Annotated in this window: 14 protein-coding genes; 5 read left to right on the top strand and 9 right to left on the bottom strand. The window is 71.6% G+C overall.

Translation table 11 applies throughout. From position 1 onward, the window contains the following. The first annotated feature begins 179 nt into the window (after positions 1-179). Positions 180-1,529: a pectate lyase family protein gene (locus PSH03_RS27870; RefSeq protein ID WP_238690870.1), complete on the top strand. Its 1,350-nt coding sequence runs from the start codon at positions 180-182 to the stop codon at positions 1,527-1,529. A 48-nt stretch (positions 1,530-1,577) separates the two neighbouring features. On the opposite strand, the gene miaB is transcribed toward PSH03_RS27870, so the two are convergent. Next, positions 1,578-3,071, bottom strand: a complete 1,494-nt coding sequence (gene miaB, locus PSH03_RS27865; protein WP_308194401.1) for a tRNA (N6-isopentenyl adenosine(37)-C2)-methylthiotransferase MiaB — start codon at positions 3,069-3,071, stop codon at positions 1,578-1,580. A 221-nt stretch (positions 3,072-3,292) separates the two neighbouring features. On the opposite strand from miaB, the gene PSH03_RS27860 reads away from it, so the two are divergent. Further along, a complete protein-coding gene (locus tag PSH03_RS27860) occupies positions 3,293-4,201 on the top strand; it encodes an alpha/beta fold hydrolase (protein WP_238690869.1) in 909 nt (302 codons plus the stop codon). Between the two features lie 85 nt (positions 4,202-4,286). On the opposite strand, the gene fxsT is transcribed toward PSH03_RS27860, so the two are convergent. From fxsT to PSH03_RS27830, 6 genes are all read right to left on the bottom strand, one after another. Then, on the bottom strand, positions 4,287-8,156 hold the full coding sequence (fxsT, locus tag PSH03_RS27855; protein WP_238690867.1) for an FxSxx-COOH system tetratricopeptide repeat protein: 3,870 nt from the start codon (positions 8,154-8,156) through the stop codon (positions 4,287-4,289). Further along, on the bottom strand, positions 8,153-9,424 hold the full coding sequence (locus PSH03_RS27850; RefSeq protein WP_210785993.1) for a TIR-like protein FxsC: 1,272 nt from the start codon (positions 9,422-9,424) through the stop codon (positions 8,153-8,155). The genes fxsT and PSH03_RS27850 overlap by 4 nt, the downstream gene beginning before the upstream one ends. After that, on the bottom strand, positions 9,421-10,080 hold the full coding sequence (locus PSH03_RS27845; RefSeq protein ID WP_210785994.1) for a TIR-like protein FxsC: 660 nt from the start codon (positions 10,078-10,080) through the stop codon (positions 9,421-9,423). Before PSH03_RS27845 ends, PSH03_RS27850 begins: the two co-directional genes overlap by 4 nt. A 52-nt stretch (positions 10,081-10,132) precedes the next feature. Next, on the bottom strand, positions 10,133-10,957 hold the full coding sequence (locus tag PSH03_RS27840; protein WP_238690865.1) for an AAC(3) family N-acetyltransferase: 825 nt from the start codon (positions 10,955-10,957) through the stop codon (positions 10,133-10,135). Beyond that, positions 10,941-13,220: an FxsB family cyclophane-forming radical SAM/SPASM peptide maturase gene (locus tag PSH03_RS27835; RefSeq protein ID WP_238690864.1), complete on the bottom strand. Its 2,280-nt coding sequence runs from the start codon at positions 13,218-13,220 to the stop codon at positions 10,941-10,943. The genes PSH03_RS27840 and PSH03_RS27835 overlap by 17 nt, the downstream gene beginning before the upstream one ends. Positions 13,221-13,283: 63 nt before the next feature. Continuing rightward, complete coding sequence (locus PSH03_RS27830; protein ID WP_210785996.1) at positions 13,284-13,472, bottom strand: hypothetical protein; 189 nt, start codon at positions 13,470-13,472, stop codon at positions 13,284-13,286. A gap of 163 nt (positions 13,473-13,635) precedes the next feature. Here PSH03_RS27830 and PSH03_RS27825 point away from each other — a divergent pair, with 163 nt between their 5' ends. After that, the gene (locus tag PSH03_RS27825; RefSeq protein WP_112676127.1) at positions 13,636-13,884 is read left to right on the top strand and encodes a DUF2277 family protein; all 249 of its coding nucleotides are present in this window, start codon (positions 13,636-13,638) and stop codon (positions 13,882-13,884) included. A 48-nt stretch (positions 13,885-13,932) separates the two neighbouring features. Here PSH03_RS27825 and PSH03_RS27820 read toward each other — a convergent pair whose 3' ends face one another. Then, positions 13,933-14,412: a hypothetical protein gene (locus PSH03_RS27820; protein WP_210785997.1), complete on the bottom strand. Its 480-nt coding sequence runs from the start codon at positions 14,410-14,412 to the stop codon at positions 13,933-13,935. Positions 14,413-14,641: 229 nt separating this feature from the next. Continuing rightward, complete coding sequence (gene selD, locus PSH03_RS27815) at positions 14,642-15,631, bottom strand: selenide, water dikinase SelD (RefSeq protein ID WP_238690863.1); 990 nt, start codon at positions 15,629-15,631, stop codon at positions 14,642-14,644. Positions 15,632-15,826: 195 nt separating this feature from the next. Here selD and PSH03_RS27810 point away from each other — a divergent pair, with 195 nt between their 5' ends. Both PSH03_RS27810 and PSH03_RS27805 read left to right on the top strand, forming a co-directional pair. Then, positions 15,827-16,582: an amino acid ABC transporter ATP-binding protein gene (locus PSH03_RS27810; RefSeq protein WP_088946762.1), complete on the top strand. Its 756-nt coding sequence runs from the start codon at positions 15,827-15,829 to the stop codon at positions 16,580-16,582. Between the two features lie 56 nt (positions 16,583-16,638). Next, positions 16,639-17,517, top strand: coding sequence for a glutamate ABC transporter substrate-binding protein (locus PSH03_RS27805; RefSeq protein WP_238690861.1), 879 nt, complete (start codon positions 16,639-16,641; stop codon positions 17,515-17,517). The last annotated feature ends 30 nt before the right edge of the window (positions 17,518-17,547 follow it).

Raw genomic sequence — 17,547 nt, 5'->3', positions numbered from 1 at the left:
TTCTTCTATGCTTTCATCGGGAAAGCGCTTGCCTCTCCATGGGTGAGCGCGAGCGCGGGAGCCGCTTTCCTTCACGAACCTGCACTGGCGGGCCCGAGGACCACTGGTCCCGGCCGAGATCGCCGCCCACGGGCATGGGCGTCGCGACACCTCCGTCCGCCTCACCGAAAGGAAGCAGCATGCGCACAGGACGGCGTCGAATGACGCTGATCGCCACCACTGCCGCAGCCACCGCCACCCTGGTCACCGCCGGGCTGCTGACCTCCGTGTCCGCCCAGGCGGCCGCCGGCTGCCAGGTGGCCTACTCGGTCGCCAGCCAGTGGCCGGGCGGATTCACCGGCAACGTCACAGTCACCAACCTCGGCGACCCGGTCTCCGGGTGGACGCTGCGCTGGTCGTACGGGGCCGGTCAGCAGGTCAGCCAGGCGTGGGGCGCCACCGCCTCGCAGAGCGGCAGCCAGGTCTCCGCGACAAACGTCGACTACAACGGCAACCTGGCGACAAACGCCAGCGCCACGTTCGGCTTCAACGCGAGTTGGAACAGCTCCAGCAACCCGGCCCCGAGCAGCTTCAGCCTGAACAACGTCGCCTGCACCGGCGGCACCACACCGACCACCCCGCCGCCTACCGACCCGCCACCGTCGAGCACTCCCCCGCCCAGCACCCAGCCGCCGTCGACACTTGTCGGCTGGGCCACCCAGAACGGCGGCACCACCGGTGGCGGCAACGCCGCCACCACCACCGTCACCACCGCCTCGGCGTTGACCAGCGCGCTGAACGCGACAGGCGCCGCGGTGATCCGGGTGTCCGGGACGATCACCTGCTCGGGCATGCTGCGGGTCCGGTCCAACAAGACCATCCTCGGCAACTACGGCGCGACCATCGCCGGCTGCGGGCTCAACGTCAGCGGTGACCGCAACGTGATCATCCGCAACCTGACCTTCCGCGGTTGGAACGACGACGCGATCAACGTGCAGGAGTCGGCCACCAACATCTGGATCGACCACAACAGCTTCAGCAACGGGTACGACGGGGCCGTCGACATCAAGCGCGGCTCGGACTTCGTCACCGTCTCGTGGAACCGGGTCTTCAGCCACGACAAGACCATGCTGCTCGGTCACAGCGACGACAACGCCAGCCAGGACGTCGGTCACCTGCGGGTGAGCTACCACCACAACTGGTTCGACGGCAGCAACCAGCGCAACCCCCGGGTGCGCTTCGGCAACCCGGTGCACGTGTACAACAACTACTACCGGGCCAACGGCGGCTACGGCGTGGCGTCCACCGAGAACGCCGGCGTGCTCGTCGAGGGCAACTACTTCGAGAACGTCGACGACCCGTACCACCGCGGTGAGGGAGACTCGGGGCCCGGCAGCCTGGTCGCCCGCAACAACCACTTCGTCAACTCGCCCACCGGCCAGGCCGGCGGCAGCGTGGCCAGCATCCCGTACTCCTACCAGCTGGACACCGCGAGCAACGTCAAGTCCATCGTGACGGCGGGCGCCGGCGCCGGCCGGATCACCGTCTGACTCGGCCTTTCGCGGAAGGGCCCCTCGTCCAGGGGCCCTTCCGTGCGGTCAGTGGGTGGCGCAGCCAGCGACGGGAGCGGGCGCGACCGGCGGTGCGCCGATCGTCGGCAGACCGAGCAACACCCCAGGGGTACGCGGGGAGCGACCCGCCTCGGCCGCGTCACCGGCCCGGGTGCGACGGTGCGCCACCGGCGGTCCGTCGGCGTTCAGGTGGTGCGGCGCGGCGTACGTGATCGTGGTGTGCACGATGTCCCCCGGCCGGATCCGGCCGGCCAGCGACTCCCCGTCGGCGGTCTCGGTCGCGAAGTGCACGAGTCGACCGTCGCGGGCCCGACCGGACATCCGGCCGGTCCGCTCGTCCTTGCGGCCCTCACCGACAGCGACCAGCACCTCGACGGTCTCACCGACGAGGCGCTTGTTCTCCGCCCAGGTGATCTCCTCGACGCATGTGATCAGCCGCTCGTAGCGCTCCTGCACGACCTGCTTGGGCAGCTGATCGTCCATTGTCGCGGCGGGGGTGCCGGGCCGCTTCGAGTACTGGAAGGTGAAGGCCGAGGAGAACCGGGCCTCCCGGACCACGTCCAGGGTGCGCTGGAAGTCGGCCTCGGTCTCACCAGGGAAGCCGACGATGATGTCGGTGGTGATCGCCGCGTCCGGCATCGCCGCCCGGACCTTCTCGATGATCCCCAGGTAGCGCTCGGAACGGTAGGACCGGCGCATCGCCCGCAGCACATCGTCGGAGCCGGACTGCAACGGCATGTGCAGCGAGTGGCAGACGTTCGGCGTCTCGGCCATCGCGGCGATCACGTCGTCGGTGAAGTCCTTCGGGTGCGGGCTGGTGAATCGCACGCGCTCCAACCCGTCGATGTCGCCGCAGGCCCGCAGCAGCTTGCCGAACGCGTACCGGTCGCCGAACTCCACACCGTACGAGTTGACGTTCTGCCCGAGCAGGGTCACCTCCAGCACGCCCTCGTCGACCAGGGCGCGCACCTCGGAAAGGATGTCGCCGGGGCGCCGGTCCTTCTCCTTGCCGCGCAGCGCCGGCACGATACAGAACGTGCAGGTGTTGTTGCACCCCACCGAGATTGACACCCAGCCGGCGTACGTGGACTCGCGGCGGGTGGGCAGCGTGGACGGGAAGACGTCGAGGGATTCCAGGATCTCCACCTCGGCGGCGGCGTTGTGCCGGGCCCGCTCCAACAGCACCGGCAGCGCGCCGATGTTGTGGGTGCCGAAGACCACGTCCACCCAGGGGGCCTTGCGGACGATGTCGCCCCGATCCTTCTGGGCGAGGCAGCCGCCGACAGCGATCTGCATCCCGGGGTGCTTGTCCTTCACCGGGCGCAGTCGACCGAGGTTGCCGTAGAGCCGGTTGTCCGCGTTCTCTCGTACCGCGCAGGTGTTGAAGACGACGATGTCCGGGGTGTCGTCGGTCGGCACCGCGCGCACGTAGCCGGCCTGTTCGAGCAGGCCGGAGATCCGCTCAGAATCGTGCACGTTCATCTGGCAGCCGTACGTCACGACGTTGTAGGTCCTAGCCACCCTCTTGGTGCCCCTTCCCCTCGGGCTACCAGGGTAGCGGCCCGTTCGGGTGGCCCACCCCACCGGCATTGACCCGCTGGCCCATGGCGGGCATCCACGACGGGCAGTACGCTGCACAACAAGGATGTGTTCTGGGCGATTTCGGGGGCTTTGCACTCGGCGCCGACCATGCGCCGGCTCCGTTCACGGGGGAGCACATGACGACCCGCGGGAGGCCAACCGTGACGCGACAAGATGCGACACAGCGCACCGTCACGACCCCGGACGGGCGGCACCTCGCGGTGGAGACCTCGGGAGCGCCGGACGGGCCGGCGGTCTTCCTGCTGCACGGCACCCCGGGCAGCCGCAGCGGCCCTCGCCCCCGGGGCATCGTCGTCTACCGCCTCGGCGTACACCTCGTCTGCTACGACCGACCCGGGTACGGCGACTCCGACCGGCACGAGGGTCGACGGGTGGCCGACGCCGCCGCCGACGTGGCGGCGATCGCCGACGACCTCGGCATCGACAGGTTCGCGGTGGTGGGCCGATCCGGTGGCGGGCCACACGCCCTGGCCTGCGCCGCGCTGCTGCCGGACCGGGTCACCCGGGCCGCCGTGCTGGTGGGGCTCGCCCCGGCCGGCGCGCCCGACCTGGACTGGTACGCGGGCATGGCGGAATCGAACGTGGAGGACTACGGGCAGGCCGACGAGGACCTCGCCGAGCTCACGCTCAACCTGAAGGTTCGCGCGGACGAGGCCCGCCGGGACCCGATGACGCTGCTGGACTTCCTCCGCCCTCAACTGCCCGACGAGGACATCCGGGTCGTCGACGACATCGCGATCCGCCGACTGCTGACCGACATGTACTCCGAGGCGCTGCGACACGGCCCCGAGGGTTGGATCGACGACGTGCTGGCGATCCGGCGCGGCTGGGGGTTCGACCTGGGCGCCATCCGCGCGGAGGTCCGGCTCTGGCACGGCGAACAGGACCGCTTCTCCCCGGTGGAGCACTCACACTGGCTCGCCTCGCGGATTCCGCGCGCCGAGGTGCAGGTGCAGCCCGGCGCCGCGCACTTCGGGGCGGTGGAGATCCTGCCGCAGACCCTGACCTGGCTGGCCACGCCGGACCTCGCGACCAGCCCGCAGCTCTGAGCGCCCGGCCCGCAGCTCTTGATCGCCCGGCCCGGCCGGACCGGCGGGTCGGCCTGGACAGCCAGCCGCCCGCCGAACGCCCCGCTCAGATGGTGTGTGGGTCGATCACCCGGACCACGAACCGCCGTTCGCGCAGGGTCTGGACGGTGGGATGTTCCAGACCGATCACCTCGGCCAACCGGTCCGCCACGACACCGACGTCCTCGGTGGCCGGGCCGTCGCCGGCACGCCTCGCCACCAGGGCGAGATCGCCGAGGCACCGCAGCGTGTCGGGGTGGTCCGCACCGATCACCGCGGCCAGTCGGCCGGCGGTCTCCCGCAGCCGGTCCCGCGCCGACTCCCAATCACCCTCCTCGGCGAGACACACCGCCTGGTTGACCTCCGCCGCGAGGGTGTGCGGGTGATCCGGCCCGAGCACCTTGCGCAACTCGCCGACCGCCCGGGACGCCGACGCGAGGGCGTCCGACCTGCGCCCGAGCGCGCGCTCCGCCGCCGAGATGTTGCTCACCGTCGCCAGGGCGTGCGGGTGCTCCGGGCCGAGCCGGAGCAACTCCTCGAACGCCACCCGCACGGCGTTCATCTCGGTCAGCGCCCGCGCCGCGTCGCCGACGGCCAACAGGTTCGCCGCGCGACTCGACCGGCACGCCACCGTGTCCGGGTTGTCCGAACCGAAACGGTCGTCGAGTTCGCGGTAGGCCGTCTCGAACATCGGCGCGGCCTCGCTGCCCCGGCCGGAGCTGCGCAGGGAAACCGCCAGGTTGACCTGAGCGGCGAGACTCTGGCCGTCATCCGGACCGAGCACCTCGCAGTACGTGTCGTACACGGTGCGCAGCAGGGTGGCCGACCTTTCGTACTCGCCAGCTTCCCGCAGGTCACTGCCGAGCCGCACGGCCGAGACGAGGGTGTAGGGATGCGTAGGGCCGAGCACCAGCCGCCGCCGCTGGTGCACCTCGTCGTCCCAGCGACGGGCCGACCGGTAGTCGCCGACCAGCCGGTACGAGACGGCGAGGTTGTTGGCCGCGCTCAACGTCCGAGGGTGGTCCTCGCCGAACACCTGGAGCCAGGAGGCGTAGGTGGACCGGTCCCGTTCCAGGGCCTCGGCGTAGCGGCCGAGCGCCCGCAGGTCACCGCCGAGGCTGCCGGCGGTCATCAGACTGTGCGGGTGCAACGGGCCCAGCAGCCGGCGTTGCTCGGCCAGCACCGCCTCGTCCAGGTCCCGTGCCTCGTTGAACCGGCCCAGACTGCGCAGGATGTTCGCCCGGTTGAACCGCAGGTGCAGCAGTTGGCGGCCCAACGCCGACGCCTCGACCTCGTCGTGCGTGTCCCCGAGCCGGGCGCTCCAGGTGTCGTCCACCTCCTGGCTGAACGTGTCGGCCTGGTCCAGACCGCCGCGCTGCCACAGATAACGGACCCGGTCGATGAGCAGCTGACACACCGGCTCGTCCGGGCAGGTCAGCGCCTCGGAGACCTCCAGGTGCGGCCAGAGCATGCGCAGCCGGGCCCAGGTGGTCGGGTCGTCCACGTCGCCACGGGGCCGGGACGCGGCCAGCACCAGGTGCACCTGGTGTCGGGCGGCGGTGATCTCGTCGTCGGTCATCCGGTCGCGGACCACCGCCTGCAACAGCCGGTGCACCTGGACCCGACCGCCCTGGACATCGAGTTTGAGCAGTGCCAGGCGGTTGATCTGCTGAACCAGGGCGCCGCGCACCAGCCGTTCGGAAACCGACGGGTCGAACGGCACGAGGGCCGCCGCCATCTCGTCGCTGTAGATGAGTTCGAGGGCGATCTCCGGGGCCAGCACCGAACAGAGCTGCAACAGCCGGTAGGCGGCGGGTGCCTGCTCCAGCAGCCGGTTCAGTGACAGGTCCCAGGTCGCCTCCACGGAGAGGGCGCTGGGGCCGTGCCGCTCGATCTGCCGCAGGTAGTCAGTGACCGACGTGCCGGTGTCGGCGAGCCAGGCGCCCGCCGCGGCCACCGCGATCGGAAGGTCGCCGAGCGCCTCGGCCACCCGGTCGGCCTCCTCGGCGCTGATCGTGGGCACCCGCTGGGCGAGGTGCGCCACGCTCTCGGTGCGGTCGAAGACGTCCACCTGGATCGGGTTCGCCCGGTCACCCCAGGCGCGGTTGCGGGAGGTCAGCAGGACGTGCCCGGGGCCCTGCGGCAGGAAGGGCTCGATCTGGTCGAGTTCTTCGGCGTTGTCCAAGACGACGAGCCACCGCTCGTACGGCTCACCACGGCCGAGCACCTGAAGCACCGACCGGACCGTGTCGGGCAGGGTCGGCCCGACGAGGATGCCGAGGCGACCGGCGAGGTCGGCGAGGGCCGTGTCGACGAACTGCGGCGGGTCCGCCACGATCCACCAGACCACGTCGTACCCGGCCTTGAACCGGTGCACGTACTCCAGAGCCACCTGCGTCTTACCGACGCCGCCCATGCCCTGCAGGGCGACAGGCAGCACCACCGCGCTGCCCCCGCTCTGCAACTGCGCGCGCAGCCGCGCCAGGTCGTCCTCCCGGCCGGTGAACCGGGCGTTCCGGTTGGGAGCGTTGAAGATCAACGGCTCGGTGCCCGGGTAACGGGCACTCCCACCCGCCGGGCCGTCCGCCGACGACGGCACCGGCCGGCCGACCAGCCGCAACACCCGCTCCACGGCGGTCGCGGCGCTCACGTTGACCAGGTTGGTGGAGCTCTGGGACGGGAACTCGGCCAGTGGGCGCAGGTCGGCGACGTACACGGCCAGGGCCGTGGAGCCGGTGCTCGTGTCCCGGTCGGGCAGACCACCGGACGGGGTCGCCACGTAGGCCGGCGAGACCACTGTCAGCGTGCGCGGGGCCGGCGTACCGGCGGACCCGACGGCGGCAGTGGGCTCCACCACCCGCAGCCCGGCCGAGCTGAGCACCCGCTCCAGCCACTCGGCCCAGATGGCGTCCTCCGGCGCATACCGGAGCACGATCTGGTCGTCGATAGCCTCGGTGCGTCGGCGGAACCGGGCCTTGCCCCGCTCCCGCACCGACTCGTCCATCACCGGCAACGCGGTCACCGCGCCGTCGGTGAGGATCCCGGTCAACGTCTCGAACGCGGCCAGCAGCGACGTCGGTGAGCCCGGCGGGTCGCCGAACGTCGCGAGGGTCTCCTCGTACGCGTAGAACGGCCGGTACGGGACCTCCACCGCGGCCCAGTAACGCCGCCGTTCCGCCTCGGTCATGCCGGCCGGCAAACCGGCGAACCGGCGCATGGCCAGCAGGCGCCCCGCCTCGGCCCGCTCCTTCTCGGCCTGGTCGACCCGCATCGGCACCGGCAGGACCCGGATGTCGCGCCGCCGGTACCGGTCCCGTACCGAGTGCGCCACCCGGGCAGCGCCGTCGATGCCCTGGTCGCTGAGGGTGAAACAGTCGACCAGGGTGTCCGGTAGGTGCAGGGTGCAGATGTCGGCTACGTCGCTCAACCCCGTCCGGCTGTCGATCAGGGTGAAGTCGTACTGGCGCTTCATGTCCGCCCGCAGCGCCTCGAAGAACTGCGCGCCGCCCAGCCGGTTGTAGAAGTTGTCCCAGTCCAGCCCGCTCACCGAGACGGCGTAGTCGCTGTTCTGCCGGCCGGCGGAGAGGAAGTCGAGGCCGCCTCCGTCGGGGAAGTTCCAGCGCAGCGAGAACGCGTGCCGCCCGACCCGGGCGTACTGCTCCATCCAGCGGTCCGGCCGGTCGTTGACCCGGGTGGTCTCCCACTCGTAGTCGCGAATCATGTCGATCACACCGCTGGTGCCCTGGATCGCCTCGGCGTCGAGGAACGGGTGGAAGAAGCGGTGCAGACCGGGCGACTCGAGATCCCAGTCGGCGACGAGCACCCGCCGGCCGCTGGCCGCCAGGATCCAGGCCACGTTGGCCAGCGCCATCGTTCGGCCCGTTCCACCCTTGAACGAGTAGAAGGTGACGACCTGGCCTTCGCGATCGTTGTTCATCGGTTTTCTCCGTGGGGACGCGGTGGGGCCGGATCATCAGGCGGGGACGCGGGGTCGGTGGACACTGTCGAGCCGGCGGCGGGCAGGCCGTCACGCAGGCTCGGCACCGGCTCCGGCGGTGGTTCGAAGGGGACGACCGGGCCGTACTTGAGGAACTGGCGGCGCGCCTCGGTGACCAGCGCGGGCATCAGGTCGACGAACTCCGGCATGTTGCACGCCCGCTTCACCTGGGGCAGGCCGGCGGCGTGCAACAGCTGCGTCACCTCGGTGGCCCAGCGGGTGGCGTCCTGGCTGTCGTCGTCGTCGGTGACCACCAGCGGAACGACCCACTCCCGCAGGCCGTGCAGCATCCGGGCGAGGACGCCGGCCGCGTCCGGCGCCGCCGCGATCCACGGGTCGACCAACAGCACTGCCGGCCGCCGATCGAGCAGCGCGGACGCCTGCGCGAAGTCCTCGGTACGGGCCGACAGCCCGAGCCGCTCGGCGGTGCTGACCGCGTACTCGGCGGCGGGTAGTTGCTGGCTGCGCCCGTACGGCCGCCAGAGCCGGCCGCTGGCCGCGTAGCCGGCGGGGTCGCGATCGCTCGGCAGCCGGTCCCGGGTCGGGGCCAGGACGGCGACGACGAAGTCCGGGTCGGTCGGCGCCGGACGAACCACCTCGTCCAGGCCGGGCGCCCGGGACGGGCCCATCGGACGGCGCTCGGCGGTGTGCACGATCCGGCTCGCCAGGCGGCTCAGCATCAGCTCGTACTGGGCCCGGTAGGAGGCCAGCATGCAGAACGCGCGCAGGCCGTCCGCTGCGTACTCCGGGACGTCCCGGCCCAGGTCCAGGGCACCGTCCAGCTCCGGGTGGGCCTCCCACGGGGGGAACGGGATCCACAGCACCGGGGTGAGATGGCCGGCGGTGATCCGGGTCGACCCGGCGGCGGCCAGCCGGGCCCGGAAGGACTCCTGCTCCCCCAGCGCCCAGGGGCGACTGAAGTAGCCGGGCGAGTAGAGCGGGACGAAGACCTCAGCGTCACCGAGCGCCTCGGCGAGGGCGGCCTTCCAGTCGGCGCCCAACGGGATGTGCTGGTCGAAGAAGCCGATCCGCATTCCGGCGACCGGTCGCGCCTGACGCCGCACCTCGTCGGTCAGGTCGGCGAAGAACTGGCCGACCCAGACGTCGGCGTCGGCCCGGGCGCCCGGCGGCGGCGCCGAGTGTGCGTAGCTCAGGAAGAAGTACGTCCCGCGCGCCCCCGGTCGGCGTCGGGCCGTCGGGGGGCTCACTCCGACTCCTCGGCGAACCGGTTGCACAGCTCGTCCACGCTCGCCGGCACCCAGGGTTCGACCAGGTACGACCGGTGGATGGCCACGATGCGTTGCGCGAGCCGCCAGACCACCGCCCGGTACGCGTTCTCCCACTGCATGGTCAGCAAGCCGTAGACCCCGTCCCGCTGGTAGTGCACCGCGATGTCGGGATCCGGCATCGCGGTCGGGGTGAAGCGCTGGATGTCGCGGAGCACCCGAGGCAGTGCCGTGCCGTTCGTCGGCGACCAGGTGACCGGCACGATCGCTGTCTCGTGGATCGAGGCGGAGCGGTGTCGCGGGGTGATCCGTCGGCGGGAGAACGCGTCCCACTCCCGGCCGCACCAGTCGCTGCCGAGCAGCGCGCTGGAGACCAGCGGAACGAAGACCTGGCAGGTGCCGGCGGCCTGGAGAAGCTCCGGGCTCCAGCGTTCACCGCCGGCGATGGAGCTGTCCAGGAAGCCGGCGTCCACTCCGGTCACCGGGCCGACCAGCTCGCTGACGTGGACGGAGAGGTCCTCGAAGAAACGGGACACGTACTCGGCGGGTTTGCCGGTGGCTCGGCCGACCGGCGCCCGCGAATAGCTGATGAAGAAGAGTGGGGCGCGTGCTTGGGAGGGTGCGTCCACTGTGCTCACCGCTGACCCTCCGCCCTCCCCGCGCGGCCGGATCATCAGCGTAGTCCCCGCGTCAACGTCGCGCCGCCAACCGGTTCGTGGTGAACCAACCAGTCGCGAAGTCGACAGCGGCCCGGGCCGGCAGCAGGCGGGCGTCGGCCCGCCCCACCCGACCGTGCCGCACCAACGGCGTGTCGTCGAGCGCGGCGCCCACCATCGGGAAGTCCCGGTCGTCCAGGTCGAGGGCCCGGAAGTCGAGACGGACCCGCCGACCGTCGACGAGCCGGAAGCAGTGGTAGTCGCGCTCGGGCGGCGGCACCGGCAGTCGGTACTCGGCCAGGTGCAGGGCGCTGCACACCTCGTAGCCGATGCCGAGCAGCAGGATCTGCCCGTCCGCCGCGTAGAGGCCGCCGACCGGTGAGCGCTCCCCCAGGTGACAGGTGAGGTCATGGCCGTCGGTGAGCTGCCGGGCCCGCGGGCCGAGCGCGGCGAACGAGGTCTGCGGATGGTCACTGCGCACGGCGCCGGGGGTGCACCGGACGTACTCGGCGAGCGCCCCCATCCGATGGGAGGGGGTGGTCCGGCGGTCCCAGCCCGGCAGCGCCGCCTCGTACCGTTCGCGCTGCGCCCGGTCCATGCCGGCGGTGGCCGCCAGGTGGACCCGGGAGGTGGTCGAGTTGCCGTCGGTCTGGGTGGGCACCAGCAGCGTGCCGGCCGGGCCGAGGACGTCGCGCAGCGCGCCCGCGAGGGTCGCCGGGCCGTGTTCCAGCGGGCCCACCCGACGCAGGCCGCAGTGCACCAGCAGGCACACCCCCGGGCGTACGCCCAGCGCCCGCAGCTCGTCGGCGAGGCGGGGACGACCCAGTCTGGGCGGTGGGTGCTCATCTGGACCCGACACGGGTCTCCTCCAGGGCGTGGCGCAGCTGGCCGGCGAACCGCTCACCCGTCGCGGTGAGCGACCGGCTGGCCAGCAGCGCGTCGACGCCGTCCCGGGTCCACCCCAGGAAGTGGGCCGCGTGCGCCGACGCGTCCGGATGGTCGGTGGCCGCCGCCCGGGACTGCCAGACCTGGGTGACGGCGAGATGGGCGTACACCCCCTGGAGGACGCCCTCCGGTGGCCGCGGGTCGGGGCGCCACGGCACCCGGATCCGAAGGCCCTGACCGGGTTCGACCAGGTCGTACAGGTCGAGCACCGCACCCAGCTTCGCGTGCTGCCACTCGTGCACGAGCAGCACCGCCATCGTCTCCGGATCGGCATGGGGGGTGACCGCTACCGCGCCGAACGCGTGCCGGGCGGTCGCGCTCCGCAGGGGTCGCGCCGGGTCGGGCGCCAACGGAACGACGGCACGCAGGCCGCCGTCGAGCGCCGCCGCGTGCGCCGGCACGTCCCGGTGCACCACCCGCCAGGCCGCCGCCAGGGTACGGCCCAACGCCCGCGCCGCCGGACCGTCCAGGCGGGACTCCACCGGTTGGCCGTAGCAGTCGCGGTACGGGTCACCGTCCTCAAGCAGCAACCGGCCACCGGGCACCGACACGTCACGGGTCGGAAACCAGCCGGTCGACGGCGGCGCCAGCGGATCGAGGAGCACCGTCTGCGCGACCGACCCGCCCCGGACCTGGAACTCGCCGGGCCGGACGGTCACCTCGGCGCTCTCCCCCAGGCCGGGCAGCACCAGGCTGCCGAGCGTGGGCAACGTGATCCTGTCGGCCCGCACCGGGACGTGCAACGCGGCCGGGACGCCGGCCCGCAGCGCCGCGGCGACGGCGATGGCCGGCAGTGGGTCGGCTGCCGCGCCGAGGCCGGGCGGGGCCGACGAGTCGAGGCGGTGCACCAGCCCGGGCCGGACGAAGGGGTGCGCCAGGATCGCCCGCACCGCCTCCGGCGCCACCTGGTCGAGGTGGACGAGCAACTCCCAGGCGGCCGTGGTGCCCGACCCGTCCCGGCAGGCCGCCAGCAGCGCCCGGGTGATGGAGAGCTGGGTGTCGGCGAGCAGCGCGAGCGTCGAGGCCGAGCCGTGCCCGGTCGCCAGGTCGTCCAGCAACCCGTCGACGGGCGAGGTGGTCGACCCTTCGCCCGACGCGGGTGGGGTGGGCGGCGGGTAGGCGTCCACGGTGTCGATCAGGCGGAGCAGGTCGGCGCAGTACACCGAGGGGTTGTCGAAGCCGGAGCCGGTGCGCCAGCGGTGGGCGTACAGGCCGCCGCCACACCGGTCGACCACCGGGCAGGCCCGGCAGGTCACGCAGAGCCCTTCTACGCCGTCCTGCCGGACGGCGACCCCGGGGTGCCGCGCGACCTCGTCCACCGAGTGGTCGAACACGTCGAACCCGGTGCCGGCCGCGCCGTGGTACGCGGTCTTCAACGAGTCGACCTGCTCCCAACTGCCGTCCGCCTCGATGACCAGCACGTCGGCCGGCGCGAGGCCGAACGCCTCGGTGCCGCCGCCACCCGGGCGCAGCGCCTCGAACATCCGGATCGACATCGGGCGCCCGTCGTCCACCCACCGCCGGTGCAGCCGCCCCAGCCAGTCCGCGTACGGGGTGGGCTCGGGGCCGGGGCGCTCCGGCGGGTGGTCCCAGGTGGCGTGGGGCAGCAACAGGTCGACCCGGGGCGGGCTCTCGGCCAGCAGCGCCTCGTACACCCGGTCGGGATCGTTGCGGACGTCGATCGTGCAGAGGATGCCGGCGTAGCTGGCGCGGTGCTCCGGCCGTCGGAGCAGGGCCAGCGCCCGGCGGACGAGGTCGTGGCTGCTGCCGCCGTGGGCGAAGACCCGGTGGCGGTCGTTGGCGGCCCGGTCGCCGTCGAAGGAGACGCCGACCCGCACGTCGTACTCGACGAACAGCCGACACAGCTCGTCGTCGAGCAGCACGCCGTTGGTCTGCATGCGCAGGTCGAGCCGCGCCCAGGGGGTGATCGCCGTGCGCAGCTCGGCCAACACCTCCCGTAACCCGGCGGCCCCCAGCAGCAGCGGCTCACCTCCGTGCAGCACCACGTGCACGACCGGCAACTCGTGTTCGCGGGCGTGCTCGGCGATACGCCGTGCGGCGGCCTGGACGGTGGCCGGCGGCATCCGCGTCGGACGGCCACGCCAGGTCTGGTCGGCGTGCTGGTAGACGTAGCAGTGGTCGCAGCTGAGGTCGCACCGGCTGTGCACCTTCAGCACGAACTGGCTGATCCGCCGGCAGGATCCGCCCACTCCGGGCGGACCGCACCGGCAGACCATCACTCAGATGGACGAGTTGAAGGCGGCGACGGCCACGATGCCGGACGGCACGGAGTCGTTGGTGACGACGCGGCTGCGCACCGCCTCGATCAGATCGGCATGCTCGACGGCGATCCGTTCCAGCGGAACGTGCAGGCTACGGGTGAGATCGTCTAGGTCGGGACGGGATGGGCGGGTGGGGGCATGGTCCACAATGAGTCTCCGGGGGCCCGGGGCGCTGGGAGCGCGAGCGGCGGCTGTGGCTCGAACGGCTCTGGTCCGTGACCAGGATAGACAAATATCGACCCAGTGTCACCGTCGGTACCACCGCCGGCACGGCGAGTGGCACCCGGCGGTGGACGGAGGAGGAGCTGACATGTGCCGGAGCATCAAGACGCTGCGTGAGCCGTTCACCCCGCAGGTGACCGACGCGGACGTCGAGGCGGCAGCGTTGCAGTACGTCCGGAAGATCTCTGGCTTCCGGGCGCCCGCCGCGCACAACGCCGCCGCCTTCGACGCCGCGGTGGCCGCCGTGGCCGAGGCGACGCGCACCCTGCTCGACCAACTGGTGGTGCGGGGCGCCGGATCGGGCACCACCGACCGGTCGGCCACCGCCGCCAGCTGATCGCCGCCGACCGGCACAGCACCCGGCCGGGCCTGACCCTGGGGAGGGTCAGGCCGCGGCGAGCGCCGGTGCGACAGTGTCGGGCGCCCAGCGCGAGCGGTGGCACTGCGACCAGCCCCGACAACCCGGGTCACCCAGCGAGCAGAGCCGCAGCCTGCTGAGCACCTCACCGTCCTCGGTGTCCCGCACGTCGAAGTGCACCGGACGGACCGTGCCGTCCGGAGCGACGAGCAGGTGACGGCCCGCGTCGAGCGTGTCGTCGCGCAACAGGCAGTTGCGGCCCAGCAATCGGGCCAGTGCGGCGATGCTCGCGTGCTCGGGAAGCTGCTCGGGCACCCCGTAGCAGTCCACCACCGTGGCGAACTCGCCCGGCGCCTGCCAGACGTCACACACCACCGCGTACGCCGGCAGCCGCGCCGGGTCGGCCACCGCCAGCGGCATCACCACCCGACCAAGCGCCTCCGCCAGCGCCGGGTAGACCTCCACGGGTTGAGCCCCGTCGATTCTCCAGTTCCACAGCTCGGTCATTCCGCCTCCTCGCTGCGTTCGTCCCCACCGGCCTCCGGATCGGGCCTTACACACGATGGTGGGGGGCATTTGACCCCAGCCGGGGGCAAGTTACCGGTCTGTGACCATTCCGGGCAAAATTTCCCTGAGCGGCATTGCTCGGAGTAGCGGGAAGGTGACAGTTTATCGGGTATGGTGCGCCATCCGCGCCACCGCCACCGCGTGTCCTCCCGCGGGTCGACCGCCCCGGTCAGCGCAGGACGACCAGGTGCTCGCCCCGGGGCAGCAGCTCCCCTACCACCGGAGCGCCGGGCACCTCGCCGGCGACCAGCAGGCCACCGGAGGTCTGCGCGTCGGCAAGCAGGAGCCGCTCCGCCTCGTCCGCCGCGCCGAAGTCGGTCCACGGGGTCACCCAGTCCAGGTTGCGCCGGCTGCCGCCGCTGACGAACCCGTCGCGCAGCGCCTCCCGCGCGCCGGCCAGATAGGGCACCCGGGCGGCGTCGATGGCCACCGTGACCTGGCTGGCCCGGGCCAGCTTCGAGGCGTGCCCGAGCAGCCCGAACCCGGTCACGTCGGTGCCGCACCGGATGCCGGCGGCGACCGCCGCCCGGGCGGCCTCCCGATTGAGCGCGCTCATCGTGGCCACCGCCTCCGGGAAGCTCTCCCCGGTCGCCTTGTGCCGGGTGTTCAGCACACCCACCCCGAGCGGCTTGGTCAGCGACAACGGCACCCCGGCCCGCCCGGCGTCGAGGGTGATCAGCTCCTCCGGCCGGACCGTGCCGGTGACCGCGAGACCGTACTTCGGGCCGTCGTCGTCCACGCTGTGCCCGCCGGCCAGGTGACAGCCGGCCTCCCGCGCCACGTCCTGGCCGCCGCGCAACACCTCACGGGCCAACTCCAGCGGCAGCACGTCGCGCGGCCAACAGAGCAGGTTGAGCGCCACCAGCGGGGTGCCGCCCATCGCGTACACGTCGGAGAGCGCGTTGGCAGCGGCGATCCGACCCCAGTCGTACGCGTCGTCGACCACCGGGGTGAAGAAGTCGGCGGTGCTGACCAGGCCGGTCCGCTCGTCCAGGCGCACCACCGCCGCGTCGTCGCCGTGGTCCAACCCGACCAGCAACTCGGCGGTGCCGGTCGCCGGCCCGAGACCGGCCACCATGATCTCCAGCTCGCCCGGCGGGATCTTGCAGGCGCAGCCACCGCCGCGGGCGTACTTGGTCAACCGTACGGGTTCGGTCATCCACCCATGATCGCGACAAGGCACCACGATCGCCACCGTGACCGCCCATCCGGTGACCAAAATCGGACGCCCGAGAACGATCGTGACCGGTGTTACCGCTCCGTGACCCGCTGGGTTGCGTTCTGCCACATCAGGCCGCCTACAGTGGCCGCACCGGGGGTCAACCGACCCCGATCCGGGAGACGACAGGGGACGGTGGACGACGTGACGACGGGCGAACCGCTCATCGTGCTGGACGCGGTCAACAAGTGGTTCGGGCCGCTGCACGTGCTGGACGACGTCTCACTGTCGGTGGGTCGGGGCGAGGTGGTCGTGGTGATCGGCCCGTCCGGCTCCGGCAAGTCGACGCTGTGCCGCACGATCAACCGACTGGAGCCGATCAACTCGGGCACCATCACCTTCGACGGTCAGCCGTTGCCGGCCGAGGGCAAGCCCCTCGCGAAGCTGCGCAGCGAGGTGGGCATGGTCTTCCAGTCGTTCAACCTCTTCGCGCACAAGACCATCCTGGAGAACGTCACCCTCGGCCCGATCAAGGTCCGCAAGGAGAAGCCGACCGCCGCCCGCGAGCGCGGCCTGGCCCTGCTGGACCGGGTCGGCATCGCCAACCAGGCGGACAAGTTCCCGGCCCAGCTCTCCGGCGGCCAGCAGCAGCGGGCGGCCATCGCCCGGGCGCTGGCCATGCAGCCCAAGGCGATGCTCTTCGACGAGCCGACCAGCGCCCTGGACCCGGAGATGGTCGGCGAGGTGCTCGACGTGATGACCTCGCTGGCCAGCGACGGCATGACGATGGTCGTGGTGACCCACGAGATGGGCTTCGCCCGGCACGCGGCGAACCGGGTCATCTTCATGGCCGACGGGCAACTGGTCGAGGACGCCCCACCGGCGGAGTTCTTCGCGAACCCGCGCAGCGAGCGGGCCCGAGACTTCCTCTCCAAGATCCTCACGCACTAGGCGTCCGTAGTGGAGCGCGCCGTACTCGGTGGGCTCCGTTGAAGAAGGAGAAGAGTATGCGTATCAAGCGCGTTGCGGCAGTCGCCGCGGTCGCCGCTCTGGCGCTCGGCCTCACCGCCTGTGGTGGCGACGACGGCGGAGAGGGCACCGGCGCGGGCAGCAAGTCCTTCACCGCCGGTACCACCATGGAGAAGCTGAACAAGGCCCAGAAGATCAAGGTCGGCACCAAGTTCGACCAGCCCGGCTTCGGCCTGAAGGGCCTCTCCGGCAAGCCGGAGGGCTTCGACGTCGAGATCGCGAAGATCATCGTCAAGGAGCTCGGCATCCCCGAGGACAAGATCGAGTGGGTCGAGGCCCCCTCGAAGGTCCGCGAGGACGTGATCGTCAACGGCACTGTCGACCTGGTCGCCGCGACCTACACGATCAACGACAAGCGCAAGGAGCGGATCGCCTTCGCAGGCCCGTACTACGAGGCCGGCCAGAACATCATGGTCAAGAAGGACGACACCACCATCACCGGTCCGGACTCGTTCAAGGACGGCACCAAGAAGGTCTGCTCGGTCACCGGCTCGACGCCGTTCGAGGAGATCAAGAAGTACGTCAAGGACGTCGCCACCCAGCTGGTGCCCTTCGACACGTACGACAAGTGCCGGGACGCCCTCAAGAGCGGCCAGGTCGACGCCGTCACCACTGACAACGTGATCCTGCTCGGCTACATCGCCAAGGACGAGGCGTCGTTCAAGCTGGCCGGCAGCAACTTCACCAAGGAGCCGTACGGCATCGGGGTGAAGAAGGAGGACGCGGACTTCCGCAGCTTCATCAACGACACCCTGGACAAGGCGGTCGGCGACGGCAGCTGGAAGAAGGCCTGGGACAACACCGCCGGCAAGTTCGGCGCGGAACTGGGTTCAGCGCCCACCATCAACCGCTACTGATCTGATCCTTCGATCTGGAGGGTGGGGAGG

It is taken from the genome of Micromonospora salmantinae (genome assembly GCF_022230905.1).
In the GTDB taxonomy this organism is placed as follows: Bacteria; Actinomycetota; Actinomycetes; order Mycobacteriales; family Micromonosporaceae; genus Micromonospora; species Micromonospora salmantinae.
The sequence above is the reverse complement of the archived record's forward strand: the minus strand, read 5'-3'. Positions and strand labels throughout refer to the sequence as shown.